Origin of the sequence: Neorhizobium sp. S3-V5DH (genome assembly GCF_004343065.1) — a bacterium.
GTDB lineage: Bacteria > Pseudomonadota > Alphaproteobacteria > Rhizobiales > Rhizobiaceae > Neorhizobium > Neorhizobium huautlense.
In genome coordinates, this window is record NZ_SMCL01000015.1 from 40,447 (window position 1) to 67,223 (window position 26,777).

Consider the following 26,777-nt stretch of genomic DNA (forward strand, 5'->3'; position numbering starts at 1 on the left):
AGCCTTGGCTATGGCCGACGGACCATGCGGTGAATGAACATCTCTTTCGTTGATGCAACGCAATCACCTCGATAGCGGCAGCCGACGAGCGGTGCAGATTTCGACTGCGTTTCAGGGAAGGCGGAGCGCCTTAGGCCCGATGCCGAGGCCGATCTGAAGACTGTCGGCGATGCGGTGCGCGCGGTCGCGGAAAAAATCCATGGCTTCTCCGCGGCATGTCTGTTCCAGGGTTTCCTCGAAGAGGTGAAGCCAACGTTGGAAGTGCTCAGCAGTCAGGGCAAGTCCTTGATGAGCTCCATGGGGGCTACCGGAGTAAGCACCGTTTTTGAAAGCGAGGGCGGACCAGAACAATGTCAGACGTTGAAGGTGAGCGTCCCAGTCAGGCCCTATCCGACCTTCGAAGATCGGGCCAAGCAACGGATCGGCCCTGACCCTGCCGTAGAAGAGGTGGACGACGTTGCGAACCAGCTCCTCATCGATAGTATCCCGCCGGACATCATTCATCTGCAATTACCCACTCCAAAACATCAGACACCAGTCCTCCGCAAAAGTCCGGCTGTCGAGATGACGAATGCGCGCACCGGCTCTTAAGGATCAAAACCCGCGAACAGCGGCAGGCGCCGACAGGAATTTGGTGCCGAAAGGACCGATGCTTGCCGCTGACTCGCCCATCCCCTATATGGCGTCACGCAAATAGGCCCGGATTTCGCGACAATTGCAGAGCATATTGATCCCGCGGTCCTGATGGGGCGCAATTTAGGAGATTTTGATGGCGCAGAAAGCCGTTGTGCTGATCGTCGATGATGAGCCGCTGATCCGATTCACAACGCTCGATAGACTGGAAGAAGTCGGCCATGTGGTCCTTGAGGCCGGGAATGCCGATGAGGCAATGGTGCTTTTCCGCAACCGCTCCGATATCGATATCGTGTTCACCGACGTCAACATGGCCGGCTCGATGGATGGGTTGCAGCTTGCCCGGCGTATCCGCGCCGTTCGGCCCAATGTGGGCATCATTATCACCTCTGGCGTCGTCAATCTTGATCCAATGCTGTTGCCTGCCAACACGGTATTCCTGCCAAAGCCCTACCAGCACGACCGGCTGTTGTCTTCGATCCATGAACTGATGCGCTAAAGCCCAACAGGGCGCTTGGCGGAACCAAGAAGGTCCGCTTGCGGTTGTGTTGCTGGTCTATCCGAGGAGAGCTCGACATGCAGACGAGGCTGGCAACGTTAATAGCGTTAACCCTTGCATTCGCGGAACCTGTATTTGCGCAGGCGCCGGCGACCGACACCACCACGAAACCAGGCACGGCAGCGGCGCCGGCCGGCAAGATGGAAACCTTGGCTGTAACGCCCCCGCCGGGCGTCACCGATTCCATGACGACCAATAGCACGACTGGCACCGTCGATCATGAAGATCACTGCCAGCCACCGGGTACGCCAGACAATACCAATCCGAGTGCAGACACACTGGCCCTTCCGCGTCCCGAGCAGTCGTGCCGCTGACGGAAACGGGAAAACTCTTTACTCTTCGTCAATCTCTATTAAGTTGGTAGAGATTAAAGGTTTGCCGTAGCCTGGGTAACTGGGGGCGGCGGCTTTGCGACTGCCCTTTCGCCCAATTTGCAACGGACGAGGAGTGTGCCTGATGACCTATGATGTCGCCGTCGTCGGTTCCGGTTTCTCTGCAATCGCTCTCACCATCAATCTGCTGCGGGTTCTGCCGCCATCCGCCTCTATCGCCGTCGTAGGAGACGATCCGGGATTCGGACGCGGAACCGCCTATCGCACCGAGTTCTATCTGCATCGACTAAATGTGCCTGCAGCACGAATGAGCGTGTATCCGGACAAGCCGGACGATTTCGTCGAGTGGCTGCGGCGAAGGGGTAGGGCAGTTTTCGCTGAGGATTTCGCGACACGGGGCGACTACGGCCTCTATCTGCGGGATACGTTGGCGGCACTCTTGCGGCCACGGCACGGTCGGGCTCATGTGGACTTCGTCAAGGCCAAGGCAACTGCCTGCGTACGGTGCGAGAGCGACCATCTCGGCTTCTGCCTCGACAACGAGGGCGAATTGACGGCCCGAAACGTCGTCTTGGCCTTGGGTGTAGGCAATGCCGATCTGCCGGTGTCGAGAGATCGCATCGCAGAAAGCGTCCGGCCTCGCATCATCGAAAACCCGTGGCGGCTCAGCTGGCTTTCGCGTGTGGGAAAAGCGGACGAGATCTGTATTCTCGGGTCCGGGCTGACGATGATCGATCAGGTTCTGTCACTACGGGCCCACGGGCATCGCGGCAAGATTCATGTGCTGTCGCGCCGCGGGCTGGTGCCGCAGCCGCATCCCCTGCGGCGTGCCATGCCGGTCACTCCGGCGCTGCCGGACAGCCGCGAGATCAGCCAGCTGTTGCATGCCTTGCGTCGGCAGATAAAGAGCGGCGCCGATTGGCGCGGGGTTGTCGACGGGCTGAGGCCCCGGACCCAAGCGTTGTGGCAGTCTTTGAACCGGGAGCAGCGATCGCGTTTTCTCCGTCATGCGTTTACCTGGTGGAATATTCACCGTCACCGAATTGCTCCGGAAGTGTTCGCCCGCTTCGACGCGCTGATCAAGAACGAGACGGTCATCGTGCATGCCGGCTTCATTCGGTCTATCGAGGATGAAAGCGCCGGCGCGAGCATTGGTTACCGTCGGCGCGGCACCCAGCGGTTCGCCTCCATTCGCGCCGACTGGATCGTCAATTGCACGGGCATGGAACGGGCCGGCATCGGGCACTCGCCATTGCTGCGTGAAATGCGGGAAAGGAAAATTCTCGTCATGGACGACCTCGGCCTGGGTATTTCTGTCGATCCCCGCTCCAGGGTTCTGGACGCCGACGGCAAAGCCCAACCCGGTCTGTTTGCCGCCGGTGCGCTTACGGCTGGCCAATTCTGGGAGATAACGGCCGTACCGGATATTCGGGTTCAGGCAAGCCTGCTTGCCGAGGCGATCGCCGTCCAGATCGCACAAACCGCGCCGCCGTCGGCTCGCATCGCCTGATCCGGTTTTGATGGCATGAATTTCTTCTTACGGCCCGTCTGAGGCGTTTCCTTTCCTTCCACCTTCGAAAAATGGCGGTAGTCTGTAGCAAATCATTTTGAAGGGATTTTCCATGGCTCTGAAGGTTGTCGGTCTTGCCGGTAGCTATAACCGGCCCTCCAAGACTTTCGTGCTGGTCGAGCATATCGCCAGGATCGCCGCTCACCGATACGGCTTCCAGCCTTTAATTTATGATATGGCAGATGTCGGGCCGTCCCTTGGCCAAGCGCAACACCAACGCGACCTCGACGCGACCGCCGCCGCTGTCTTGGACGACGTGGTCGGAGCGGATCTGCTGATCATAGGTTCGCCGACCTACAAAGGAAGTTATTCGGGTCTCTTCAAACACTTCATAGACCTGATCGATCCAGAGCAGCTTCGGGCCAAGCCCGTCCTGATTACCGCGACAGGCGGCGGTGACCGGCATGCGTTAATGGTCGAGCATCAGCTGCGGCCGCTCTTCGGTTTCTTCATGGCCCATACCTTGCCGACAGCCGTCTATGCTTCCGACAAGGATTTTTCCGACTATCGGATAGTCTCGGACCCGCTGCGCCAGAGAATTGGTTTCGCCGTCGACGAGCTCGCCGCTTTCTTGCCGGCTCAAGAGTTCGCCGCTACCGGCTGAACTTTACTTTCGTCCGCTTTGTCGTCATCTATGCCCGCGCGGTCCAAACGAGCATAGGGAGAACAGGCATGGCCATCGAGGAGGATATCGCCAGGATCACCGAGCAGGAGAGGTCCCTCGTCTTCGATCGGTTCGACCTCGGTACCGCCTGGGATCTGGGATCCTTGCTCCGTCATATGGCAACCGAAAGAAGTCTTGGCGTGGCGATCGACGTGCGGCTGCATTCCATGCCGGCCTTTTACGCGGCTCTTACCGGCTCGTCGCCAGACAACGAAAGCTGGGTGCGGCGCAAGCGCAACATTGTCCTGCGGTTTTTTCAGTCGAGCTACCTGATCGGTCGAAAACTCGCGCAGCAGGATGCGACGCTCGAATCCCGTTTCGGTCTGTCGTCCGCCGATTACGCGGCTCATGGGGGCAGCTTTCCGATTGCGGTCACCGGCGTCGGCTGTATCGGCGCCGTAACGGTGTCGGGTCTGCCGCAGCGGGAAGATCACAATTTGGTCGTGGAGGCCCTCTCGCGCCTGCTCGGCACAGATATCTCCACTTGCCGGCTCGATTGAGGAACGCCCATGGCCAAGACCGATATCAAGACCCCTGACGAGGTGTTTTCCTTTTGGTTCAAGGAGCTCAATCGCAAGGACTGGTTCGAGAAAAACGAGGCGTTGGACGAGGCGATGCGGAGGCATTTTGCGCCGACGCATCTGTCGCTTGCCCGCGGTGAGCTCGATGTTTGGCGTGGCTCTCCTCAAGATCGTCTGGCAGCCGTCATCGTGCTCGACCAGTTCCCACGCAATCTTTATCGTGGCACGCCGCTGGCATTCGCCACCGATTGGCTAGCGCTGAGGGAAGCGAAGCTTGCAATTGAAGCTGGCGCCGATCTCGCTGTACCGCCGGAGCAGCGCGGCTTTTTCTACCTGCCGTTCGAACATTCGGAAAATCTCGCCGAGCAGGATCGATCGGTGGAGCTTTTTGCGCTGCTGGGAGATGCCGAATATCTCGACTACGCGGAACGTCACCGGGCGGTGATCAGGCAATTCGGACGGTTTCCGCACCGAAACGCGTTTTTGGGGCGGGAATCCACCGCCGCCGAGCTCGAATATCTGTCGAAACCCGGCGCCGGCTTCTGATATCAGGCGCTAGCGGCGTATCATGCGACCGACAGCGATCAGGATGCAGGCCCCGATAAAGCCTGCGATGAGATAGCCGATCCAGCCGCCGAGCACGACGCCGAAGACGCTGAGAATGGCGTTGGCGATGATGGCGCCAACAATGCCGAGAAGAATGTTCATGAGGACGCCCATATTGCTCTTCATGAACTGCTCGGCGAGCCATCCGGCAATGCCGCCGATAATAATTGCCGCAATCCAGCCGATCCCTGCATCACCTTCCATAAGCCTACCCTCCTGTTGGTTGTGGCGGAAGGTAACGCGAAAAATGTTCCCGGGTTCCCTGCGTTTGTTCCAATTCTTGAGAGAGCCGCGCAAGCTTCCTTTTCTTCGCCTTGAAGTGCCTCTATTTTCGCCCGCGAATCCGATCGAGAGAGATAAAGAGCAGACCCTTGGCACGACCCTTCAAGACCGGCCGTTCAACTTCTTCGCGCGTGGCCCGCGTGTTTTTCGCAGCTTTTCTGATCGCAACGAGCGCCGCGCTTGTCGGTGTGCCGGCAAATGTGTTGGCGCAGGCGCAGCAGCAATCGCAGCCGCCAGCCAAAACCGACGTGACGGTCGATTCGATCAACGAAGACATGAAGAGCAAGCTGGACGCCATTCGTCAGCAGCTCAATGGTTTCCGCACACGGATTCAGGATGAATCCCATGACGATGCCCGTTTGGCGGAGCTCAGGCTTCAAGCCGAGGAGATCGTCAAGGAAATGCGCGCCGCCTCCGACGCGATGAAAACGCGCGTGGAACAGATCCAGGGGCGCCTTGCCAGCCTTGGGGAGCCGCCGGCCAGCGGGCAGCCGCCTGAGGTGCCTGCGGTCGCCGAAGAACGCAGTCGCCTTCTCAACGAACGTTCGCAGTTGAACATCATCGTTGACGATGCCGGCAACCTGTCGAACAGCGCTACTCAGCTTGCCAATACGATCACCAATCTTCGCCGCACGCTTTTCACTCAGACCCTGTTTCGCCATACGGAACTCTCCGCAGAGCTTTTCGCCGATGCCGGGAACGCCTTTGTGGCGGAGGTCCGCAACTTCGGCTCCACTTTCGGAAGCTGGATCGGTTTTATCTGGAAGTTCAAGAAGCTGCAGCTCCTCGGCGCAATGGCTTTGTCGCTTGCCGCGGGCCTTCTGTTTCTGCGCGGGGGCTACAGGCTTTTCGGCCGGTTCATCCGCCGAGAGAACCACGAGACGCCATCCTACATCCGTCGTCTTTCGGTTGCCTTCTGGTCGACAGTCATCCAGACGATGTCGCTTGCGGCCTTTCTCGCAGCTTCCTTTGTTTTCCTCGACGGGTTCAATGTTTTAAGGGCCGATATCTCGCCGATCGTCGCGACTTTCTTTGGCTTCGTGTGGTTTGTCTATTTCGTATGGAAGCTTACCTACGGCGTCATGGCTCCCGGTGAACCGGAATGGCGGCTGGTGCGCCTTACCAATCGGGGAGCGCGCCTTCTGACATGGGCGATCCTTGTAATGGCGGTCGTCAACGGACTGGATTATCTGCTCGGCGCGATCAGCGAGGCGTTGAGTTCGCCGCTTGTCCTGACAATCGTAAAAAGCCTGCTGGCTTCCCTCATCATCGGCCTCATTTTGATTGCCATCTCCTTCATCAAGCCACGGCTCGTCGAAGGCGAGGAGCCAGACGGACATGGCCACGCATGGCCGCGCTTTTTCCCACTGCTGCTGAGAGTGATGGGTGGCCTGCTCATTCTCGCGGTATTGACGGGCTATGTGGGGCTTGCCCGCTTCGCTTCGACCCAGATCGTCCTCACCGGCGCGGTGATCGTGCTGATCTACGTCGGTCTGTTGTCGGGCAAGGCAATTTCCAAGCAGGGCGCGTTTACCGATACGGCCGCGGGCAGAAGGCTCGCGGATCGGTTCAATTTCAACGAGGTGGCGCTCGACCAGGCCGGGCTTGTGGCGGGTCTCGGCATTTACGCTTTCGCGCTGTTGTTCGGCATACCGCTGATCCTGCTCACCTGGGGTTTCCAGATCGCCGATATCGAAGCCTGGATCTACGGCTTCTTTACGGAGATCCGCATCGGCAATATTTCCATCTCGATCATCGGCATCCTGGGCGGCATCCTCCTCTTCGGCGTTGGATACGTTGTCACCCGCTGGGTGCAGAAGTGGATAGACGGGAATGTGTTGGCGCGAAGCCAAGTCGACCTCGGCGTGCGCAATTCGGTCAAGACCGGCATCGGTTATCTGGGCATCGGCCTTGCGGTCATCGTGGGCGTTTCGGCAGCGGGCATCAACCTGTCGAGCTTTGCGCTGGTCGCCTCCGCACTCTCGGTCGGTATCGGTTTCGGTTTGCAGAACATCGTGTCCAACTTTGTGTCCGGCCTGATCCTGCTGGTGGAACGCCCCTTCAAGGTTGGCGATCACGTGATAACGGGCGCCACGGAAGGGATCGTCAAGCGCATCTCGGTACGCGCGACCGAGATCGAGACCTTCCGCAAGCAGTCGATCATCGTGCCGAACTCCGATCTCATCAATTCGCCTGTGGGCAACTGGACCCACCGCAACAAGATCGGCCGCTCGGAAGTACCGGTCTCGGTAAGCTACGACACCGAACCGCAGAAGGTGATGGATATTCTGCTGGAGCTCGTCGATCAGATTCCCGAGGTTCTGCGCAATCCCGAACCGCATGTGGAATTCCTGAGCTTCGGCCCGTCGTCGCTGAACTTCGAGCTGCGCTTCCACCTCGCCGATATGGGCGAGGGACTTCGCATTCGGAACAATCTCAGGATCGCAATCCTGAAGCGGTTCCGGGACGAAGGGATCGCTATTCCATTCCCGCAGCAGGAGATCGTCTTTCATCGCGGCAAGCCCATCCTGCCGGACGAAGCCGATGGCCGGGGCGGCGCCTGACCGCCTTCCGTCTTCGGATGATGGAATGTCGTATCGGGTCGCGAGCTGGATGCAGGCATGTCGTAATCAGGCGTTTGGCCGACCGGCCGGAATTGCATAGTCCCAGCAGATTGACAGACGGTCACTCGAGGCCGAAGAGGGGTTCATTCCATGAAGACACATGCACGGGCGGTGGTGATCGGCGGCGGCGTGGTCGGCGTTTCAACGCTCTACCATCTGGCCAAAAAGGGCTGGAGCGATTCCGTCCTCATCGAGCGCAAGGAATTGACCTCCGGGTCGACATGGCATGCTGCCGGTCTTCTGCCGCTCTTCAACCTGTCCTATTCGGTTGGCCAGCTCCATAAATATTCGGTGCGCTTCTATCAGGAGCTTCAGAACGAAACCGGCATGAATGTCGGTTTTTCGAATGTCAGCAACATTCGCCTTGCCCGCACCAAGGACCGCTGGGAAGAGTATATGTATTATGCCGGCATCGCGGAAACCATCGGGGTCAAAGTGAATATCCTGACCCCGGAGCAGGTGAAGGAAATCTGGCCGCTTTGCGAAACCGACGGAATTCTCGGAGCCATCCAGCATCCAGACGACGGTTATATCCAGCCTGCCGATCTTACCCAGGCGCTCGCCAAAGGCGCGCGAGATCGGGGGGCTACCATCTACCGGAACACCACCGTCACTGCAATTTCGCAGCAACCCGACGGCTTGTGGAAGGTGACGACCGACAAGGGCGAGATCACCGCCGAGCATCTCATTTCATGCACCGGCAACTTTGCCCGCAAGACCGGGGAGATGGTCGGCATCAACATTCCGGTCATTCCGGTCGAGCACCAGTATATCGTCACCGAGCCGCATCCGGCAATTCAGGAACGCAAGGCGAAGGGCCTGCCTGAAATGGGGGTCCTGCGCGAATCAGACTCCTCCTGGTACATGCGGGAAGAGAATGGAGGCCTGCTGCTCGGCCCCTACGAAGTCGGCGCGCCCGTCTGTTACGTCGACGGCCCGTCGGACGAGAGCGAATACGAACTCTTCCAGGAGGATCTCGACCGGCTGATGCCCTATATCGAAACGGCGATCACGCGGGTGCCCGCCTTCGGAGACGTCGGTATCAAGAAAGTCTATAACGGCGCGATCGCCTACACCCCGGACGGCTCCCCGATCGTCGGACCGGCTCCCGGGCTGAAAAACTTCTGGCTCAATGAGGGGCACTCCTTCGGCATCACCGCGGCAGGCGGTGCCGGCTGGCAGCTGGCAGAGTGGATTGTCGACGGTGAACCGACCGTGGATATGATGGGCGTCGATCCTCGTCGCTTCGGACCTTACGCTACGGAAGGCTATCTTATCGAGAAGAACGAAGAGGCCTATGCCAATGTTTTCACGATGCATTATCCGGATGAGGAACGCTCAGCCGCCCGTCCTTTGAAGACGACGCCCGTTTATGACCGGCTGAAGAATCTCGGTGCGGTTTTCGGCTCCGTCTACGGCTGGGAACGCGCCAACTGGTTTGCGCCTGAGGGCTACGAAGTGCCGAAGGATGAGCTTGGCGTTGGTGCCGAGGTCATCACCGGCCACAACCATGCGCCCGCCCTGGAAGACGGCCGGATTGTTGAAAAATGGTCGTTCCGCCGTTCGAACTATTTCGAGCATGTCGGCAACGAGGTGAAGAACGTCCACGAGAATGTCGGCGTACTGGATATGTCGGCCTTTGCGAAGATGGAGGTTTCCGGCCCAGGTGCACGCGCATGGCTCGAATCGATTTTCGCCAACGCAATACCGAAGAAGCAGGGACGGATCGCCCTTTGCCATCTGTTGACAAAGGGTGGCGGGGTTCGTTCCGAGTTCACCGTCTACGAATGGGCGCCGGGCCGCTTCTATCTCGTTTCCGCCGGCGCTTATGAGGCTCATGACCACGACTACTTACGTAAGCTTGCGCCAACAGATGGTTCCGTCCGGCTGCAGCAGATTACCCAGAAGCTCGGCGTGCTGGTACTCGCCGGTCCGAAATCCCGCTCTGTCTTGAAGAAGCTCACCAGGACGAGCCTGGAGAACAAGGATTTTCCTTGGCTTTCCGGCAAGGAGATCGCCATCGGCATCGCCTCCGCCCACGCTCTGCGCGTCAACTTCGTCGGCGAACTCGGGTGGGAATTGCACCATCCTATCGAGATGCAGAACTATATTTTCGACAAGCTGATGGAGGCTGGCGCCGAGTTCGGAATCAAGCCGTTCGGCATTCGCGCCATGCTCGCCATGTCGGTCGAGAAGTCCTACCGGCTCATTCCGCGCGAAATGTCGATCGAATACAATGCCTACGAATCCGGCCTCGACCGCTTCATCAAGACCGACAAGGAGTTCCTCGGCAAGGAAGGGCTGCTCTCCTACAAGGAAAAGGGGCTCAAGTGGAATTTCTGCACCCTGGCAGTGGAGGGCGCCAACGATGTGGATGCGCGCGGTTCCGAGGCGATCTACAACGAGGCGGGCGAGCTGATCGGCCGTGCCACCAATGGTGCCTATGGCTGGCGAATCGGCAAGTCGCTGGCTCTTGCCATGGTAAAACCCGGTTATGCCGAGACCGGAACCAAGCTCAAGATCAAGATCTTGGGCACGTTGTATAACGCGAGCGTGGTGCCGGAAAGTCCGTTCGACGCGGACAATGCAGCGCTCCGCGCCTGAAACAACGGGCTGAAACAGCTTTCTTGACGTTGGCGGGCGGCTCTTAAGTCGCCCGTTCCATTTTGAAGCGGTCCTGGTTGCCGGGATTAACGGTTCTGCAAACCGTTGACAGTAAGAGTGTTCCAAGAGGGGACAGTACTTACTGATAAGGGGCTTTATGACATTCCTCGGCATTTCCGGGATGCAGTATTCCGGCCAGTCACTGGCAAATTCCCGCATCCTGGTTGCGGAGGATTCCAATGTCTTTACTTCGATGATCGGCACGCGGCTCAAGGAGCTGTTTGGCATTGAGGTCGAAATTTGCCGCAATTTCGAAGAATTGCAGCTTGCCTATGATCAATCCGGCGAGCCGGTCACGCTGGCGATCTCCAATATAAATCTGCCGGGTGCGGAGAACGGGGAGGCGCTGGAATATCTGATCGACCTCTCGATCCCGACGATCGTCTTCACCGGGACATTCCATGAAGACACGAGGGACAAGCTGCTGTCCAAGGACATCGTCGACTATATCCTCAAGGACAATGTCTTCGCCGTGGAAATGCTGGCTGAATCGGTCTGCCGCTTCCTCACCAATCACCGCCATCATGTGCTGATCGTCGATGACAGTCCCACAGCGCGAGCGTTGCTTTCCAGCCGCCTCAAGCGCTACAATTTTCGTGTCAGCCTCGCAGAAAACGGCGCCAAGGCACTGGAAATTCTCAAGAAGAACCCTGACATCGGTCTGTTGGTAACGGACTACAACATGCCTGATATCGACGGTTTCGAACTGACGCGTCGGATACGTTCGGTGCGCGGGTCACATGAGTTGCGAATCATCGGGGTCTCGTCCTCCTCGAACCGGCTGTTGTCCGCTCGCTTTTTGAAGGCAGGCGGCAATGATTTCATGCTGCGCCCCTTCATCGACGAGGAGTTCTACTGCCGCGTCAACCAGAACCTGGACACGCTGGTTCAGATACGTTCGATGCAGGCAAAGCTGAAGGAGACGGCGGCCGTCAAAAGCGTCGCCTGAAGCCCCAAGACGGCCAATGTGCCAGCTTCTGCGCCGGCGCCTCCCAAAAGGAGGCCCGGCGTAGTTATGAAAGGCAGCACCATTCGGGGCTGATCCGTTTTTCGGGTTCAGACCACGACGCCGGTGCGGGAAGTGTTCATGTTGAGCTTGCGCTCAGCCCGTTCCTGTTGCGGCGAGCGATTGTAGACCTCGCGGTAGCATTTGGAGAAATGCGACGCTGAAACGAAGCCGCAGGCGACGGCCACCTCAACGACCGGCATCGATGACTGAACGAGCAGATGCCGGGCCCGGTCGAGGCGGATTTCCAAATAGTAGCGTGCGGGAGAACGGCCCATTTCCTGGCGGAACAGCCGTTCGATCTGCCGTCGGGACAATCCGGCGTCCTCTGCGATTTCCACGAGCGACAGTGGTTCCGAGAGATTGTTTTCCATCAGTTCGATGATCGATAACACCTTGGCGTTCTGGACGCCCAGGCGGGCCCGCAATGGCAGGCGCTGACGGTCGTGCGGATTGCGCACCCGATCGGTCAATTGCTGCTCGCAGACCCGGTTGACGAGATTTTCGCCGAAATCCTGGCCGATCAGGTTCAGCATCATGTCCAGCGACGCCGTGCCGCCTGCGCAGGTATAGAGGTTGGAGTCGACTTCGTAGAGGTCGGCGTAAACCTCCGCCTGCGGAAAGGCTTCGGCAAAACCGGGCAGGTTTTCCCAGTGGATGGCGCAGCGCTTGCCGTTCAGCAGTCCGGCCTGAGCAAGAACATGGGCGCCGGTGCAAAGGCTGCCGACCGCAATGCCGCGATTGTAAGTCTCCCGCAGCCAGGCATTCACGGACTTGTTCTGGAATTCTTCGACATAGACGCCGGAGCAGACAATGACCATGTTCGGCCGGTTTTCACCGGAAAGGTAGCGCCGCTCATCGGCAAGCGATGAGTTGACCTCGAGTTCTATGCCGCTCGAGGACTGCACCTTTTCACCGTCGGCGGAACAGAGACGCCAGGTGTAGGCGGGATAACCCAGCATCCGGTTGGCGATTCTCAGGGTCTCGACTGCTGCCGCGAAAGGCAGCATGGTGAAGTTCGGCACCAGAAAGAAGACGAGGGAACGCTTCTTCGCCGGGTATTTGCTGGATATGTCCATGCGATCATTCCCCTTGCCGTGGCCGTACATCGCGGCCTGCCTCTAATTCAAAAGCGACATTGGCATGGAAAAATGGAGGGGAGAAGGGCTTTTGACGACGAGGGAATAAAATTTTTGCGACATCGGGGTGTCGCAGCTTTCGACATATCTAAAAATTCGCATCCACGGAACACACGATATCACATGGCCCGCATCCTTTTAACATGCAGGCCATGTGTCCGGGGAGTTATCTACGCGGTGCGGCATTGGTCGTCGGCCATCCGATGTCTTTGCGGATTTCTGCGGGAAGGCCTTCCAGCATCTTCTCCGTCTTGCGACGCTGCCACTCATCCCGAAGTCTTACGGTGAGACGCAGGGCAGGGCGGACGAACGAGACGAACGATGACGGCCGAAACCGGGAGCCGTCGCTCTCCTGATAGGTGATCATAGTCATAGCAGTTCTCCTTGGGTCATTGCAGGCGGTGCTTGACTGGGATAATGAGCGTCGCCGATCCATCAATCAATCGGATGCATGTGATGCGTCTCATGAAATTCTGTTGGGAATTGACGCTTGCTTCCGATGGTGTGGACTATGCTCCGGGTTTGACATTCAATCAAACGAAATGATATGGTGTTTAAGTTCAGATTTTTTGATGGAGCATCTCATGACCGTCCCGTTCCGTCCGCCGCTCCCGGTGCTCGACAATGATGTTTTGCGTACATTCGTCGCGATCGCGGAGACCGGCAATTTCTCGACCGCCGCGGATGCAGTGCTGCGAACGCCATCCGCCGTTTCCATGCAGATCAAGAAGCTGGAAGAGCAGTTGAAGACGACGCTTTTCCTGCGTGATGCGCGTTCGGTAACGCTGACCCAGCACGGCGAAATGCTGCTTTCCTATGCACGACGCATGCTGGCGCTTTCCAATGAAGCGGTTTCGCGCTTCGTCATGCCCGAACTTTCAGGGGTTGTACGGCTCGGCGCTCCCGATGATGTCGGCGAGAGGCTCCTGCCGAAGGTGCTCAAGGATTTCGGCGAGAGCTTTCCGGGCATCATGGTCGACGTCACGGTGGATCAGAGTATTCTTCTTCGCAAACGCATGGACGAACAGCGGCTTGATCTCGCGCTCATCAATTGCGCGACACGGCCTTTTCCGACCGGCGGTGAGGTGCTCTATACTGAAAAGCTCGTCTGGGCGGGGGCAAAATGCGGTACGGCCTATCTGCGCGATCCGCTGCCCATCTCCGTGTGGGAGGACGGTTGCGTGTGGCGGCAGGATGCAATCACACAGCTTGAGAGACATAAGCGAAGCTACCGGATCGCCTATGCCAGCGCCCACACGATGGCGCAACGGGCAGCGGTGCTCTCCGACCTTGCCGTCGCACCTTTCCCGCGGTCCTACGTCACGGACGACATGCAGGTGCTCGGACCCAAGGAGGGGTTGCCGGAGCTGATCAGCTTCGACATACGGCTTCTTACCGCGCCGCAATTGTCGATCCCTGGCAAGGCCGTCGCGGAGAGCATCCGCGAGGCGTTTGGCGCGATGGTCGCCGCCGCGGCGTAGAAATTGCCCGTGGCGGGCGGCTCTCCATTGGACAGGCAACCGATCCTCGGATCGATTGCCTCACCGGTTGGTCTTTAATCCCGCCGCCGTCTGCGGCGGCCGCCGCCATCACCACCCGTGGCGGCTTCCGACATCCTCCGCTCCGGCAGGGTCACGACAGAGCTCAACTGAGGGAAGTCGTCCACTTTGTTCGGCAGCGCCATGGCGGCGACGAAGTGGTCCTGAAACTTTGTCTCCAGAGCCGTCTCGATCTTTTCGATCTTCCTGACGGTTTCCTCAATCTCACGTCGATAACTGCGGTTCAACAGGCACATGCGGGCACCTGTGCCTGCTGCGTTGCCGACCGCTTTTACCCTGGACAGATCGCAATCCGGAATAAGGCCCAGCACCATTGCATATTTGGGATCGATGAACGTGCCGAAGGCGCCTGCGAGGCCGATGCGGTCGACATGGGCAATGCCCTGCTTGTCCATCAATAGCTTCACGCCGGCATAAAGAGCCGCCTTGGCGAGCTGGATGGCGCGCACATCGTTCTGCGTGACGGTGATCCGAGGTTCCCCCTCGTGCAGCAGATAGGAGTAGGTGCGCCTGTTCTGCAGAATACGCGACGATCGCGAGCTCAATGACCCGTCCACGACGCCGTCCTCGGAGATTATGCCGGAGAGAAACATTTCCGCGACCACTTCAATAATGCCCGAACCGCAGATGCCGGTCACGCCGGTGGCTGCGACCGCTTCGGCAAAACCCGGCTCGTCGGACCATTGCTCGGCGCCGATCACGCGGAAGCGCGGCTCCAGCGTTACGGGATTGATGCGGACGCGCTCGATCGCTCCGGGCGCGGCACGCTGGCCCGATGAAATCTCGGCGCCCTCGAAGGCGGGGCCGGTGGGAGAGGAGGCGGCGACAACGCGGGAAGAATTGCCGAGCACGATTTCGGCATTGGTGCCGATATCGACCATCAGCATCATTTCGTTCTGCCGGTGCGGACCTTCCGATAGCGTCGCAGCGGCGGCATCGGCACCCACATGGCCGGCGATGCAGGGCAGCACGTAGGTCCGCGTACCCTTGTTCATCGGCAAGCCGATCTCGCTCGCCTTCACCTGAACTGCGCCAGAGACGGCAAGTGCAAAAGGCGCCCCCCCGAGCTCGGTGGGGTCGATACCGAGGAAAAGGTGGTGCATGATCGGGTTGCCGACGAAGACGCAATCGAGAATATCCTCGCGCGACACGCCACCATCTGCGCATACCTTGTCGATCAGCCCGTTCAGCGCGTCACGCACGGCAGCCGTCATTGCGTCCAGGCCGTCGGGGTTCATCATGATGTAGGAGACGCGGCTCATCAAATCCTCACCGAAGCGGATCTGCGGATTGGACGTACCGGCGGAAGCGACCGTCCGTCCTGACAGCAGCGAGGAAAGATGCATGGCGATGGTCGTCGAGCCTATGTCGCAGGCGATGCCGTAGGCTTCGTTCTTCAGGCCGGGATAAAGGGCGATCAGGCGCGGACGGTCGTCGTCGCGGTCCTTGTGAATTGCGGCCGTCGCCTTCCACTCTCCCTTGCGCAGGATCGCTTGAACTTGGGGAATCAGGTGAAAATCGACATCGAGATCGTCGACATGCCATTCGGCGGAGAGTGCTGCCTTGAGCCGATCGAGATCGCCGAGCGGCTTTTCCATATCCGGCTCTTCGACTTCGACGTAACACATGCGAACTGCCGGATTGCGGTCGAACACACGCTCGTCGGCGGCCTTGCGGACCACCTGCGCGTTGATGACCGTATCCTGCGGCACGTCGATGACGAGATCGCCCAGAATCTGGGCGGAGCAGGAAAGCCGGCGTCCTTCCGGCAAGCTACGTACGCGGTCGTAGCGCTCTTCCTTAGGCCCGATCGGCGAGAGGTGGTCCTCGGAGGACCTGATGCCGTGTTTGGCGAAATGGCCTTCCTGCACCGATACCTGACAGCGGCCGCATGTCGCCCGCCCGCCGCAGACGCTCTCCACATAAACGCCGAGCTGGCGCGCAGCCTCGAGCACGGGCGTCCCCACCGGGAAACGGCCGCGTTTGCCGGACGGCATGAAAAGGACGAGGGGGTGGTTCGAGGTATCGTTCATTCTCTTAGGCTCGCGCGTTTGAAGGCGCGTTCTACTCCATTCTGGCGGCGGCGCCAGCCCGGGCGGCGCGACCGCCGCGACGCCCCCCAGCCGCCGATGCCGGGGCAGCGGTCGCGGCAGCTCCGGCCTCAGCTGGCTTGTAGTCTCGATAAGTCATGATCCAGTTGCCGCAGTTCTGATCGGTGCCGTTCAAAACGTTGGCGGCGCGGACGGCTTCCATTTCCTGCGGCCGGCAGGGGTTCATGATGGCGGAGGTCATGCCGGCGCCGATCACCATAGGGATGAAACCGGCATTGATGCCGTGGCGGTGCGGCAGTCCGAAGGAGATGTTGGAAAGCCCGCAGGTCGTATTGACCTTCAGCTCCTCACGCAGGCGTCTGAGGAGCGCGAAAACCTGCAATCCGGCCGAACCCAAAGCTCCGATCGGCATCACGAGCGGATCGACAACAATGTCATGCGCCTTGATGCCGTAGTCCGCCGCGCGTTCGACGATCTTCTTGGCCACGGCAAAGCGCACATCCGGATCCATGGAGATGCCGGTCTCGTCGTTTGAGATCGCCACCACCGGCACGTCGTATTTCTTGCAGAGCGGCAGGATGGCCTCCAGCTTCTCCTCCTCGCCCGTTACTGAATTGACGAGCGGACGGCCCTTTGCCACCTTCAGCGCCGCCTCGATCGCGGCGGTTACGGAACTGTCGATCGAAAGCGGGACATCCACCAGGCCCTGGACGATCTCCATCGTCCGGACGAGAAGCGGCGGCTCGGTCTCGTTCGGGTTGACCGCCGTCACACCGGCGTTGACGTCGAGCATCGTGGCGCCGGCTGCGACTTGCTCCAATGCGTCCTTGATGACCGTGTCGAAGTTGCCTTCGATCATCTCGGCCGCCAGTTTCTTGCGTCCGGTCGGGTTGATGCGTTCGCCGATCACGCAGAAGGGCTGGTCGAAGCCGATCACGATTTCCCGGGTTGCGGACGCGACGATGGTACGTGTCATATGTTCCTCCAGGCGCATGGTCTTGGGCGCCGATTGATGTCAGTGCTTGAGTGTCAGGCCGCTTCGCGCCCGCCGGCCTTCACCAGGGTGACAAGCCTGTCCTTGTCGTAAGCGGCCTCCAGATCGGCGGCGGCCTTGTCCGCTTCGGCTTCGAGATCGTCCGATACGGGAAAGGGCTCCGCCTTTCGCCACTCGGCAAGGTAGTCATCCGTCTCCGATGCGCCCGTCCGCATGGCGCACATGTCGATCGCCTCGGTAAAGCGCAGCGACAGCTCCCGCTTGGCGGTTTGCCTACCCTTCTTGACGATCACCTGCGCCGGAATATCCCGCCAGTAGACGATGATGCGGTCGGCCATGAATTCCTCCGTGTTGAGGGCAGCATGCACGGGTGCGCCGGCCAAGACTGCGCTTGCCACGACGTCGCACAGAGCAAAAAGCGACGCGGCTACCAGATGCGCTTCGTAAGGCCGTGATAGAGCCAGGTCCAGATCGGTGGAGGGAACCGCAAGAAGGAGGGGCCTTGAGGCTGACGGGGCTTCAACGTTCCCGTGATGACGTCCTCCAGTGCTTGTACGCTGATGTCGACGCAGGCGGCCGTCATCAGCAGCGGATATGTCGCAAGGCTGTCGCGCGGCGACGGTTTGAGGCGCTTTTCATAAAGCGTGCCGCCGGTATCGATCCCGTTGTCGACGAGGTGCACCGTCGCACCAAAGTTCCCCTCGTCCCGCTCGACCAGGGACCAGTAACCGCCCATCTGGCCGCGATACATGGGGTTGATGCCGGCATGGAAGTTGATGACCGGGCAGGAGACGGCGGCGAGCGTCGCGGGCGACAGGATACGGCAGGAGATGGTGAAGACTGCCGCGGGTTCCAAGGCTGTCACCGTGGCGAGACATACCGGATCGTTGAGTGATGGCACATGCGTGACCGGGATGGCTGGGTTGGGTTCGGCAGCAAGCCCGTACTCGCGGATGATCTCTTCCATGCGCTTGGCAGCAACGCTCTTCCCGAGTCGTGATGCGACCATGGTCGCAAGCTGCCCAAGCGCGGTGAACCAGCCGAACCGCTTGGCACGGCGCCGCAGCAACGTGCTCTTGGATTCTGGTTCTTCCTGAACGACATGCAGGTCCGGAAAATGCCTGGCCAGTGCGTTGATCATCACCTGCGGGTTTGTTCCCCCCGCGGTCATCACCACGATTCGGGAACGGTTCTGTTCCTGCATATGCAACTCCGATATGTGTGGAGCGCAGTTTTCCCGACAAGCAGAAAGAAACGATTAAGCTAGGTGTAACGCCTGCGTGAGGTCGCCATAACCGGTGTAGCGGTATTCATATTGGAGACCCAAGTAATCGGCCGCCGCCCTTGCTTTTTCCTGCAGGGTTTCGTCCTCCTCTTGGGAGAGGTAGACGAGCTTGCGGTAGTTGCCGAAATACATTTCCTTCAGCTGCGGATGCCTGTCGAGGCCGAGCGGCTCGATGACGAAAGCCTCGAATTGGCGCGCGAGAAAGTCTGTGAGGAAGAAGGAAAGCAGGTCGTCGTCCGCCCTGGCCGCAAACGCCTCGTTTCCGGCGAAAAACGAGTAACAGTGGGGGCCTTCGATGCGGGCAATGTTTTCGCGCTGGCAAAGCCTGTCGATATCGCCGCCCGTGCCGCAATCCGCATAGGCGAAAAAGATCTTCTCAAAACCTCTTGCGCGGGCCTCCGCGACGGCTTGTTCCAATCCGGGAACGATTTTCTGCGGATAGGCGTGCCAAATCGCGGGCAGGCAATGGAGGTCGATATGATGAAGGCCGGCCTGCCTGCAGACGGCGAGAATCTCCCGTGCGATGGCGCCGCAGGCGATCACGTGAACTTTTTCACAGTTTGCACGTTCCTTCGGCGGAAGTTCGCTTCCCGGAACAATTTGATCCATATCCATCGGAGTATTCTATCATGACGGCCAAGACAGTCACGGTGATCGCCGCACTTTTTGCGACAATGGTTTCGCTCTCCTCCTGTGGCAATACCATTCGCGGCATGGGTCAGGACACGGCGAATGCCGTCGACGCTACTCAGGATGCCGGCCGCAAGGTTGATCGCGCTGCCCGCTGATGTCTATTCCGGCAACCTCGCCGTGAGCGGCATCAGCTGCCGGCGGCGAGGCTGTTATGCTTGCGGCGGATGAAGTCCTTCGCGGTCTCGACGGCGACTGCCGCATCGCGGCAATAGGCGTCGGCGCCCACCGCCTTGCCGAATTCCTCGTTGAGAGGCGCGCCGCCCACCAGCACGACATAGTCGTCCCTGATGCCCTTTTCCTTCATGGTGTCGATGACGACTTTCATATAGGGCATGGTGGTGGTCAGCAGCGCGGACATCCCGAGAATGTCCGGCTTTTCCCGTTCGATTGCTTCCAGGTAGTTCTCAACCGGGTTGTTGATGCCGAGATCGACCACGTCGAAACCGGCGCCTTCCATCATCATCCCGACGAGGTTCTTGCCGATGTCGTGAATATCGCCCTTCACGGTACCGATGACCATCTTGCCGAGCTTCGGCGCGCCGGTTTCCACCAGCAGCGGACGCAGGATGGTCATGCCTGCCTTCATGGCATTGGCCGACAGCAGCACCTCGGGCACAAAGAGGATGCCGTCCCGGAAGTCGATGCCGACGATCCGCATGCCCTCGACAAGCGCCTGGGTCAGGACATCGTAGGGCGTCCAGCCGCGCTCCAGCAAGATGTTGGTGGCCTCTTCGATTTCTTCCTTGAGCCCGTCGTAGAGGTCGTCGTGCATCTGTTGCACGAGTTCTTCGTCGGAAAGTTCCGAAAGGATGATTTCATCGTCAGACATGGAATACTTCCCTAGGGTTCGAGGGGCCTGCAAATCAGACGCTCACGTCGTCGACTATCTGTACCTTCAAATTGTTTCGCAATTTCTTTCGTATGCGACAGCGGCGCGTCGGAAAAACGACGAAGCGGTCGTCGCAAATGTCTGTCCTGCACAAACCGGTGCCGCAGAAAGGCAGGGTTCGGCTTGCGCCGCAGCTTAGCATGGCGCATCAGAAGGACAGGCGCAAACGATGGCGCAAGGCGAGGAACATCATGGACGACTTGACCCAGCAGACGGAACCGGCAGGCGGCGCAGGACGACGCGGGCGTGGCGAACGGGGAGCGGCAGGGCGCCGCGCCGCGCGTACGGGCAGCGGTCCCGGTCCGTCGCTTCCTTACATCACCCGCAAGATCAACGTCTATGAGGTGCTGGACGAGGAGGGCCTGCAAATCATCGAGCGCAATGCCGATACTATCCTTGAAGAAATCGGCATTGAATTTCGCGACGATGACGAAGCTCTGGATCTTTGGAAAAAAGCCGGCGCCGACGTGCAGGGCCATCGGGTGCATTTCCCGAAAGGTCTATGCCGCGAACTTCTGAAGACTGCGCCTAGGGAGTTCACCTGGCACGCGCGCAATCCGGAGCACAACGTCCAGATCGGCGGCAACGCGACCGTTTTTGCGCCGGTCTACGGTCCTCCGTTCGTGCGTGACCTCGATGGCAAGCGCCGCTATGCGACGATCGAGGATTTCCGCAATTTCGTGAAGCTCGCCTATATGGCGCCGTCCATGCATTCTTCCGGAGGCACCGTCTGCGAACCGGTCGACGTGCCGGTCAACAAGCGCCATCTGGATATGGTCTACAGCCATATCAAGTACTCGGACAAGCCGTTCATGGGTTCTGTCACCGCGCCGGAGCGGGCCGAAGACACAATCGCCATGGCGAAGATCGTCTTCGGTGACGATTTCGTCGAGAACAATTGCGTGACGCTGAACCTCATCAACGCCAATTCGCCAATGGTCTTCGATGGCACCATGCTCGGTGCTCTCAAGGTCTATGCGCGCCATAACCAGGCATCCGTCGTATCGCCCTTCATCCTGTCAGGCGCGATGAGCCCGGTGACTGTCGCAGGCACGCTGGCTCAGATCCTGGCGGAAGTGCTTGCTGGTGCGTCGATGACTCAGCTCATCCGCAAGGGTTCGCCGGTGCTGTTCGGCACTTTCGCAGCCTCCATCTCGATGCAGTCGGGCGCTCCGACCTTCGGGACGCCGGAGCCCTCGCTGGTATCCTACGGCGCGGCGCAGCTTGCCCGCCGTCTTGGTTTGCCGTTCCGCACCGGAGGGTCGCTTTGCGGCTCGAAGGTGCCCGATGCCCAAGCCGCACACGAATCGGCCAATACGCTGAACACCACGCTGCTCGCCGGCACGAATTTCGTTCTGCATGCCGCCGGCTGGCTGGAAGGTGGTCTGGTGTCGTCCTATGAAAAGTTCATGATCGACCAGGACCAGCTCGGCATGATGCAGAAAATGGCACAGGGCGTCGATCTGTCGGAGGAAGGGCAGGCGCTTTCCGCGATCCGGGAAGTCGGGCCCGGCAGCCACTATCTCGGCTGCGCCCACACCCAGGCGCATTTCCAGACGGCTTTCTACCGCTCGGCTCTGATGGACAACAACTCCTTCGAACAGTGGGAAATCGAAGGCGAGAAGCGCATCGAGCAGCGCGCCAATGCGCTCTGCCGTGCATGGCTCGACTCCTATGAGGCGCCGCCGCTCGATCCGGCAATCGACGAGGCGCTGCTCGCCTTCATCAAAGATCGCAAGGATTCCATGCCCGACGCATTCACCTGAAGAGAGCCCGAGGCCGCCAGGGAGCAAGGCGGCGCCAGGCTGGTCGCCGACTTCATCCAGGAAGGGGTCTGGCGCCCGCACTACAAATATCAGGGGCCGCGATGAGCGACCCTTTGGCCATTCCAGGCTCGATTGTCGCTGTGCTCGGCCTGCATGGCATCTTGGTCCGCGGCGTCGCGAATTTCGAGCGGGGCGAGGGGCCGCTTCTGACTAATGGCAATCACGCGCTCGCCGTCGTTCTGCTCGGCAATGCCGGCGGTTCCATCTGGCCATCGTTCAGGAGTTGGCTCCGAGGCTATAACGGCGTCGACCCGCTCGATACCTGGTCGAAAAGGGTGATCCGGCCGCTCGCCGAAAAGCTCGGAGCGACCGCCTATTTCCCATCCGATCCGCCCTGGCAGCCATTTCAGCAATGGGCCATGCGGGCGGAAGGCCTGAAGCCGTCGCCACTCGGCCTTCTCATCCACCCGCAGTTTGGCCTTTGGCACGGCTATCGCGGAGCGTTGGGTTTTCCGTTCGAGATCGAGGCCTCCGCGAAAGCCGCAGGCCCTCCTTGTGATAGCTGCATCAAAAAACCTTGCCTCACGGCTTGTCCCGCTGGGGTGGTCAACCGGTCCGGATTCGATGTTGTGACCTGTCGTTCTTATCTCGGCAGCGAACCCGGTGAGAAGACCTGCGTCGTCTCAGGCTGTCTCGCCCGCAATGCCTGCCCGGTCGGCACAGAATTCCGCTATCTGCCGGAGCAGTTGAAGTTTCATATGCAGGCGCTGATGGGCTGAGCCGAACATTTTTTGCGAGCCACCCCAAGGAATTGCATCGGGAAACGTCTAAGCTGGAAACGGCGGCAATCGGGCGGGAATCGTGAGCGCGGAAATCCTTCAAAGGGCGTGTGACGGCGACAGGGATGCCTTCGGCGTGCTTATCGAAACCCATTACGATTTCATCCATTCCGTCGCGTGGCGCTGGTGCGGGACGCAGGTTGATGCCGAGGACATTGCCCAGGAAGCCTGTATCCGGCTCGGCCGCTCCATCCGGTCCTTCAAGGGCCAGTCCGCCTTTTGCACCTGGCTCTATGCGCTGACACTGAACGTGGTGCGTGACCATCAACGGCAGTCGTTGCGCCGTCGGCGTGACGAGGGCCGGCTCGCCAATGACCCGATCTTCTTCCAGCAGCTCGAGCCGGAGAACGACGGGCGGGGCGAGTGGCTGTGGGCAGCAGTGCGGCTTTTGCCCGAGAAACAAAGAGACGCGGTCCTGCTCGTCCATAGCGAGGGGCTCAGCCACGCCGCGGCGGCAGAGGTTCTGGACTGCAGCGAAAACACTGTTTCCTGGCACCTGCACGAGGCGCGAAAACGATTGAAGGACCTTCTGAAGAAGGAGGCGGTTTGACCATGACGGACGAATTCGAAAAGCTCGGTACTCTGCCCCCGGCTCCGACTGCATCATCCGAGAAACGCGCCCGTGCGCTCGCTGCCGCCATGCAGGCATTCGGCGCCGAAGAAAAAAACGCAAACCGCGCCCAAGGAAAATCCTGGCGGCAGCGTCAAAGCTCCATCCTCAACCGGATCTGGAGCACCAACATGACCACTCAGCATCGTTATCTGGCAGGCTCGGCGCTTGCGACGCTGCTCATTATTCCCGCGGCTGCCTTTCTCACTTTCGAAATCACACGCGGCAACCTGCCGACATCCGGGCAGGTGGCTCTGCCCGAGATGGCTGATGTGCCGAAGGCCCCTGTGAAGCCCGTCGAGGCTAAGCGTCAACGGGAGGAGGAGGCCGCAAGCCCGCTACCTGCGTCGAAGCCGTTGGACTATGAGGCTGGCCCCTCCGGCGGAGCGGCAGAGCGCATGGCGGAGCCTCCCGCGGCCCTCTCGCCGCCCATGCCCGCCCCAGCCCAACCGATGATGGCCGAGGGTGCTGCGCCGCTCGCCGCCGCACCCCGGTTTGCGCCCGCAGAGCGAGAACTGCTGCCGCCGCTGGAGCAAGGGCGTGACCGTTTCGCCAATGCGGATCCCAATCCCGTAAAAAGCGTTGCGACCGATCCGGTCTCGACCTTTTCCGTCGACGTCGATACCGCCTCCTATGCTTTTGTCCGCCGGTCCTTGATGGATGGACATCTGCCCGAGCCGGACAGCGTGCGCGTCGAGGAGATGATCAACTATTTCCCCTATGACTGGCCGCGGCCGCAAACGGCGGGGGAAGCATTCCGGGCCACCGTGACCGTCACGCCTACGCCTTGGAATACCGGCACGCAGCTGATGCAGGTGGCGATCAAGGGTTATGAGAATGCTCCAGCTGCTGCGCCGCCCGCCAATCTCGTCTTCCTGATCGACGTTTCCGGCTCGATGAACGCGCCGGACAAGCTGCCGCTGCTCAAAAGTGCCTTCCGGCTGCTGGTCGGCAGGCTGAAGCCGGAAGACAAGGTGTCGATCGTCACCTATGCCGGCAATGCCGGAACAGTGCTGGAGCCGACTTCGGCCCGCGAGCGGGACAAGATCCTTGCCGCCATCGACAACCTCCAGCCGGGCGGCTCGACCGCCGGTGCGGAGGGCATCGAATCCGCCTATCGCCTCGCGCGCCAGAGCTTTATCCAAGGGGGCGTCAACCGGGTGATGCTTGCGACCGACGGCGACTTCAATGTCGGCGTATCGAGTGACGAGGCGTTGAAGCGGCTGATTGAACGGCGCCGCAAGGATGGCATTTTCCTTTCCGTGCTCGGCTTCGGTCATGGCAATCTCAACGACAGCCTGATGCAGACGCTTGCCCAGAACGGTAATGGCACCGCAGCCTATATAGATACATTGGCGGAAGCGCAGAAGGCGCTAGTGGAGGAGGCCGGGGCGAGTCTTTTTCCGATCGCAAAGGACGTCAAGATCCAGGTCGAGTTCAATCCCGAAAGGATCGCGGAATATAGGCTGATCGGCTATGAAACCCGCGCGCTGAAGCGTGAGGACTTCAACAATGACCGGGTGGACGCGGGCGACATCGGTTCCGGACATTCCGTCACAGCGATTTACGAAATTACGCCCAAAGGCAGCGCCTCGACCCTCAACGATCCGCTGCGATATGAAGCGCCTGCGGCGGCGTCAACCCAGGCTCCGGTGTCGGATGAGCTTGCTTTCGTAAAGATCCGCTACAAGGAGCCGGAGGGCGACCTGAGCAAGCTCATCACCACACCGGTGACGGACGTGAACGCAATTCGCGACTTTGCGGCCGCGCCGCAGGAGGTGCGGTTCGCCACTGCGGTTTCGGCTTTCGGCCAGAAGCTGCGTGGCACGGATACCCTGGAGGCTTACTCCTACGACGAAATCCTGAAGATGGCGCGCGACGCGCGTGGCGACGACCCGTTCGGATATCGCGGCGGTTTTCTTGATCTTGTGAGACTGGCCGAGACGCTCGACCGCCGTTAGGCGGACCAATCCGCTCAGATACTTGCCTTCGGATAAGCCCGCTCCAGCCCGCCGGAGCGGGTGAGCCCGTCCCGGAAGGCGGCATAGGCGGGATGCTGGCTGGATTTCGCCGCTTCCGCCAGCCTGATCTGCAGCCGGGCAGGGGCGGCATTGCCCACCCATTCCCCGCACTTCTGCAGCTTCAGCGAGTTCAGGAATTTCGCCTCGGAAGCCTGGTCGAGATAAAGGTGCAGTCCGTCCAGCAGCAGATCGTCCGACGACGGGTTCTGCATCAGGAGCGTCAGCCAGGACTGGTTTTCAGGCAGAAGTGCGGCAAGGCTTTCCGCCACCGTCTCCCGGCTGCCGATCGGAGATATGTTCGCCATCTTGGTCCTCCTCGGCCCTGTTTTCCAAGCATCGGATTGACCGATCCGCGCCCGATTTGGAGGCCGATACCCTATCCGCGGCGGCGGCGTCTTTCACGGCCGGACTCGCCGCCCGATTCGCTCGCGGTCTTATTGCGCAGCGGGCCGATCTTGTCGACGATTTCCTCGATCGTCGGGCGGGGACGGGGCGTGTATTCGTCAAGCGCCTTGCGCATCGCAGCGAGATGCTCACAAGACGTGCCGCAACAGCCGCCGATGATCCGCGCGCCGGCATCGCGGGCAAGCCGGGCATATTCGGCCATCAGCGGAGGGGTTCCGGAGTAATGGATTTCGGCGCCGCGATATTCCGGAATGCCGCAATTGCCCTTAACGATGGTGATCGCATCCGGCGCTGCCGCCGTCATGTCGAGAAGGCTCGACAGGATATCGGAAGCCCCGACTCCGCAATTGGCACCGACCGCAACCGGCTCGGCGCCGATGTCTTGGACGACGCCATGGATGTCTTTCGGGTCGAGGCCCATCATGGTCTTGCCCGCCGTGTCGAAAGAGCCGGTATACGTGTAAGGCAGGCCGACCTTGACCGCGGCTTCAGCAGCAGCGCGGATTTCATCGGCAGAGGACATGGTCTCGATCCAGGCGACATCGGCGCCGCCGGCTTTCAAGCCTTCGATCTGCTCGGCGAAGGCGGCGACCGCATCTTCGTAGGAAAGGGCCCCGAGCGGAATCAAAAGCTCTCCGGTCGGGCCGACGGAGCCGGCGACGATGACTTTCCGCGGCGCCTTGTCGGCAACAGATCGGGCGATTTCCGCCGCGAGCTTGTTCAGTTCGTGAACCCGGCCCTCAGCCTTGTGCAATTTCAGCCGGTGGCGTGTGCCGCCGAAGGAATTGGTGAGGATGATATCCGCGCCCGCATCGACAAAATCCTGATGCAGCTTTTCGATCTTTTCGGGTGCCGCTTCGTTCCAGAGCTCGGGCGCATCGCCGGCTTCGAGACCCATCGCGAAGAGGTTGGTGCCTGTCGCGCCGTCGGCCAACAGCACGCCTTTCTCGGCAAGCAGTTCTGTCAGTACATTGGCAGCGGTCATGGCGGTTCTCCTGCGACGTAATCCGATCATATAAAGATTGCTTTATATGATGGCAAGTGACAGCAGGCGCGTCCGTGGGC

The 26,777-nt window shown here is 60.1% G+C and carries 27 protein-coding genes; 15 read left to right on the plus strand and 12 right to left on the minus strand.

Annotated features, from left to right (window positions below; translation table 11 throughout):
- Positions 1 to 111 precede the first annotated feature (111 nt).
- Positions 112 to 504: a group III truncated hemoglobin gene (locus EDE09_RS19140; protein WP_132412447.1), complete on the minus strand. Its 393-nt coding sequence runs from the start codon at positions 502 to 504 to the stop codon at positions 112 to 114.
- Between the two features lie 259 nt (positions 505 to 763).
- Here EDE09_RS19140 and EDE09_RS19145 point away from each other — a divergent pair, with 259 nt between their 5' ends.
- The 6 genes from EDE09_RS19145 (at position 764) to EDE09_RS19170 (ending at position 4,825) form a co-directional block, all read left to right on the plus strand.
- Positions 764 to 1,132, plus strand: coding sequence for a response regulator (locus EDE09_RS19145; RefSeq protein WP_105373493.1), 369 nt, complete (start codon positions 764 to 766; stop codon positions 1,130 to 1,132).
- A gap of 77 nt (positions 1,133 to 1,209) precedes the next feature.
- Positions 1,210 to 1,506, plus strand: a complete 297-nt coding sequence (locus EDE09_RS19150; protein WP_105373492.1) for a hypothetical protein — start codon at positions 1,210 to 1,212, stop codon at positions 1,504 to 1,506.
- 142 nt (positions 1,507 to 1,648) lie between these two features.
- Positions 1,649 to 3,034 (plus strand): FAD/NAD(P)-binding protein, encoded by a 1,386-nt coding sequence (locus EDE09_RS19155; RefSeq protein ID WP_112796578.1) that lies wholly within the window; start codon positions 1,649 to 1,651, stop codon positions 3,032 to 3,034.
- A gap of 112 nt (positions 3,035 to 3,146) precedes the next feature.
- Complete coding sequence (gene msuE / locus EDE09_RS19160) at positions 3,147 to 3,698, plus strand: FMN reductase (RefSeq protein WP_105373490.1); 552 nt, start codon at positions 3,147 to 3,149, stop codon at positions 3,696 to 3,698.
- Positions 3,699 to 3,766: 68 nt separating this feature from the next.
- Positions 3,767 to 4,258, plus strand: a complete 492-nt coding sequence (locus tag EDE09_RS19165) for a heme-degrading domain-containing protein (protein ID WP_112796580.1) — start codon at positions 3,767 to 3,769, stop codon at positions 4,256 to 4,258.
- A 9-nt stretch (positions 4,259 to 4,267) separates the two neighbouring features.
- Positions 4,268 to 4,825, plus strand: coding sequence for a DUF924 family protein (locus tag EDE09_RS19170; RefSeq protein ID WP_112796582.1), 558 nt, complete (start codon positions 4,268 to 4,270; stop codon positions 4,823 to 4,825).
- Positions 4,826 to 4,834: 9 nt separating this feature from the next.
- Here EDE09_RS19170 and EDE09_RS19175 read toward each other — a convergent pair whose 3' ends face one another.
- Complete coding sequence (locus tag EDE09_RS19175) at positions 4,835 to 5,089, minus strand: GlsB/YeaQ/YmgE family stress response membrane protein (RefSeq protein ID WP_105373487.1); 255 nt, start codon at positions 5,087 to 5,089, stop codon at positions 4,835 to 4,837.
- Between the two features lie 167 nt (positions 5,090 to 5,256).
- Here EDE09_RS19175 and EDE09_RS19180 point away from each other — a divergent pair, with 167 nt between their 5' ends.
- From EDE09_RS19180 to EDE09_RS19190, 3 genes are all read left to right on the plus strand, one after another.
- Positions 5,257 to 7,731, plus strand: coding sequence for a DUF3772 domain-containing protein (locus EDE09_RS19180; RefSeq protein ID WP_245505202.1), 2,475 nt, complete (start codon positions 5,257 to 5,259; stop codon positions 7,729 to 7,731).
- A 150-nt stretch (positions 7,732 to 7,881) separates the two neighbouring features.
- On the plus strand, positions 7,882 to 10,395 hold the full coding sequence (locus tag EDE09_RS19185; RefSeq protein ID WP_105373486.1) for an FAD-dependent oxidoreductase: 2,514 nt from the start codon (positions 7,882 to 7,884) through the stop codon (positions 10,393 to 10,395).
- A gap of 157 nt (positions 10,396 to 10,552) precedes the next feature.
- Complete coding sequence (locus EDE09_RS19190) at positions 10,553 to 11,404, plus strand: response regulator (RefSeq protein ID WP_105373485.1); 852 nt, start codon at positions 10,553 to 10,555, stop codon at positions 11,402 to 11,404.
- A gap of 107 nt (positions 11,405 to 11,511) precedes the next feature.
- Here EDE09_RS19190 and EDE09_RS19195 read toward each other — a convergent pair whose 3' ends face one another.
- Entirely contained in the window at positions 11,512 to 12,540 is a 1,029-nt protein-coding gene (locus EDE09_RS19195) for a GlxA family transcriptional regulator (protein WP_105373537.1), read from the minus strand.
- A gap of 226 nt (positions 12,541 to 12,766) precedes the next feature.
- Complete coding sequence (locus EDE09_RS19200; RefSeq protein WP_105373484.1) at positions 12,767 to 12,973, minus strand: hypothetical protein; 207 nt, start codon at positions 12,971 to 12,973, stop codon at positions 12,767 to 12,769.
- A 211-nt stretch (positions 12,974 to 13,184) separates the two neighbouring features.
- Between EDE09_RS19200 and EDE09_RS19205 the strand changes: the two genes are divergently transcribed.
- Complete coding sequence (locus tag EDE09_RS19205) at positions 13,185 to 14,081, plus strand: LysR family transcriptional regulator (protein WP_105373536.1); 897 nt, start codon at positions 13,185 to 13,187, stop codon at positions 14,079 to 14,081.
- 74 nt (positions 14,082 to 14,155) lie between these two features.
- Here the strand turns inward: EDE09_RS19205 and EDE09_RS19210 are convergent, their stop codons facing one another.
- The 5 genes from EDE09_RS19210 to EDE09_RS19230 all read right to left on the minus strand — a co-directional run bounded on the left by EDE09_RS19210 (position 14,156) and on the right by EDE09_RS19230 (position 19,104).
- Positions 14,156 to 16,192 carry an ASKHA domain-containing protein gene (locus tag EDE09_RS19210; RefSeq protein WP_112796586.1) on the minus strand — a complete coding sequence of 679 codons (2,037 nt, stop codon included), beginning with the start codon at positions 16,190 to 16,192 and terminating at the stop codon, positions 14,156 to 14,158.
- 31 nt (positions 16,193 to 16,223) lie between these two features.
- The gene (locus tag EDE09_RS19215) at positions 16,224 to 17,186 is read right to left on the minus strand and encodes a methyltetrahydrofolate cobalamin methyltransferase (RefSeq protein WP_105373482.1); all 963 of its coding nucleotides are present in this window, start codon (positions 17,184 to 17,186) and stop codon (positions 16,224 to 16,226) included.
- 53 nt (positions 17,187 to 17,239) lie between these two features.
- Positions 17,240 to 17,542, minus strand: coding sequence for a virulence factor (locus EDE09_RS19220; protein WP_112796589.1), 303 nt, complete (start codon positions 17,540 to 17,542; stop codon positions 17,240 to 17,242).
- 89 nt (positions 17,543 to 17,631) lie between these two features.
- Positions 17,632 to 18,408, minus strand: a complete 777-nt coding sequence (locus EDE09_RS19225) for a formyl transferase (protein WP_112796591.1) — start codon at positions 18,406 to 18,408, stop codon at positions 17,632 to 17,634.
- Between the two features lie 54 nt (positions 18,409 to 18,462).
- Positions 18,463 to 19,104, minus strand: a complete 642-nt coding sequence (locus EDE09_RS19230; RefSeq protein ID WP_162712210.1) for a DUF1638 domain-containing protein — start codon at positions 19,102 to 19,104, stop codon at positions 18,463 to 18,465.
- Positions 19,105 to 19,163: 59 nt separating this feature from the next.
- On the opposite strand from EDE09_RS19230, the gene EDE09_RS19235 reads away from it, so the two are divergent.
- Positions 19,164 to 19,277 carry an entericidin gene (locus EDE09_RS19235; RefSeq protein WP_245422967.1) on the plus strand — a complete coding sequence of 38 codons (114 nt, stop codon included), beginning with the start codon at positions 19,164 to 19,166 and terminating at the stop codon, positions 19,275 to 19,277.
- Positions 19,278 to 19,309: 32 nt separating this feature from the next.
- Here EDE09_RS19235 and EDE09_RS19240 read toward each other — a convergent pair whose 3' ends face one another.
- A complete protein-coding gene (locus EDE09_RS19240; RefSeq protein ID WP_105373478.1) occupies positions 19,310 to 20,011 on the minus strand; it encodes a B12-binding domain-containing protein in 702 nt (233 codons plus the stop codon).
- 251 nt (positions 20,012 to 20,262) lie between these two features.
- Here EDE09_RS19240 and EDE09_RS19245 point away from each other — a divergent pair, with 251 nt between their 5' ends.
- From EDE09_RS19245 to EDE09_RS19260, 4 genes are all read left to right on the plus strand, one after another.
- The gene (locus EDE09_RS19245) at positions 20,263 to 21,837 is read left to right on the plus strand and encodes a trimethylamine methyltransferase family protein (protein ID WP_105373534.1); all 1,575 of its coding nucleotides are present in this window, start codon (positions 20,263 to 20,265) and stop codon (positions 21,835 to 21,837) included.
- Positions 21,838 to 21,938: 101 nt separating this feature from the next.
- Positions 21,939 to 22,616, plus strand: a complete 678-nt coding sequence (locus tag EDE09_RS19250) for a 4Fe-4S dicluster domain-containing protein (protein ID WP_112796594.1) — start codon at positions 21,939 to 21,941, stop codon at positions 22,614 to 22,616.
- A gap of 82 nt (positions 22,617 to 22,698) precedes the next feature.
- The gene (locus tag EDE09_RS19255) at positions 22,699 to 23,226 is read left to right on the plus strand and encodes an RNA polymerase sigma factor (RefSeq protein WP_112796598.1); all 528 of its coding nucleotides are present in this window, start codon (positions 22,699 to 22,701) and stop codon (positions 23,224 to 23,226) included.
- Between the two features lie 2 nt (positions 23,227 to 23,228).
- Positions 23,229 to 25,247, plus strand: coding sequence for a VWA domain-containing protein (locus tag EDE09_RS19260; protein WP_112796600.1), 2,019 nt, complete (start codon positions 23,229 to 23,231; stop codon positions 25,245 to 25,247).
- Positions 25,248 to 25,261: 14 nt separating this feature from the next.
- Here the strand turns inward: EDE09_RS19260 and EDE09_RS19265 are convergent, their stop codons facing one another.
- Together EDE09_RS19265 and bmt are read right to left on the minus strand one after the other, a co-directional pair.
- Positions 25,262 to 25,612 carry a hypothetical protein gene (locus tag EDE09_RS19265; RefSeq protein ID WP_105373474.1) on the minus strand — a complete coding sequence of 117 codons (351 nt, stop codon included), beginning with the start codon at positions 25,610 to 25,612 and terminating at the stop codon, positions 25,262 to 25,264.
- Positions 25,613 to 25,683: 71 nt separating this feature from the next.
- A complete protein-coding gene (gene bmt / locus EDE09_RS19270) occupies positions 25,684 to 26,697 on the minus strand; it encodes a betaine--homocysteine S-methyltransferase (RefSeq protein ID WP_112796602.1) in 1,014 nt (337 codons plus the stop codon).
- Positions 26,698 to 26,777: the final 80 nt, after the last annotated feature.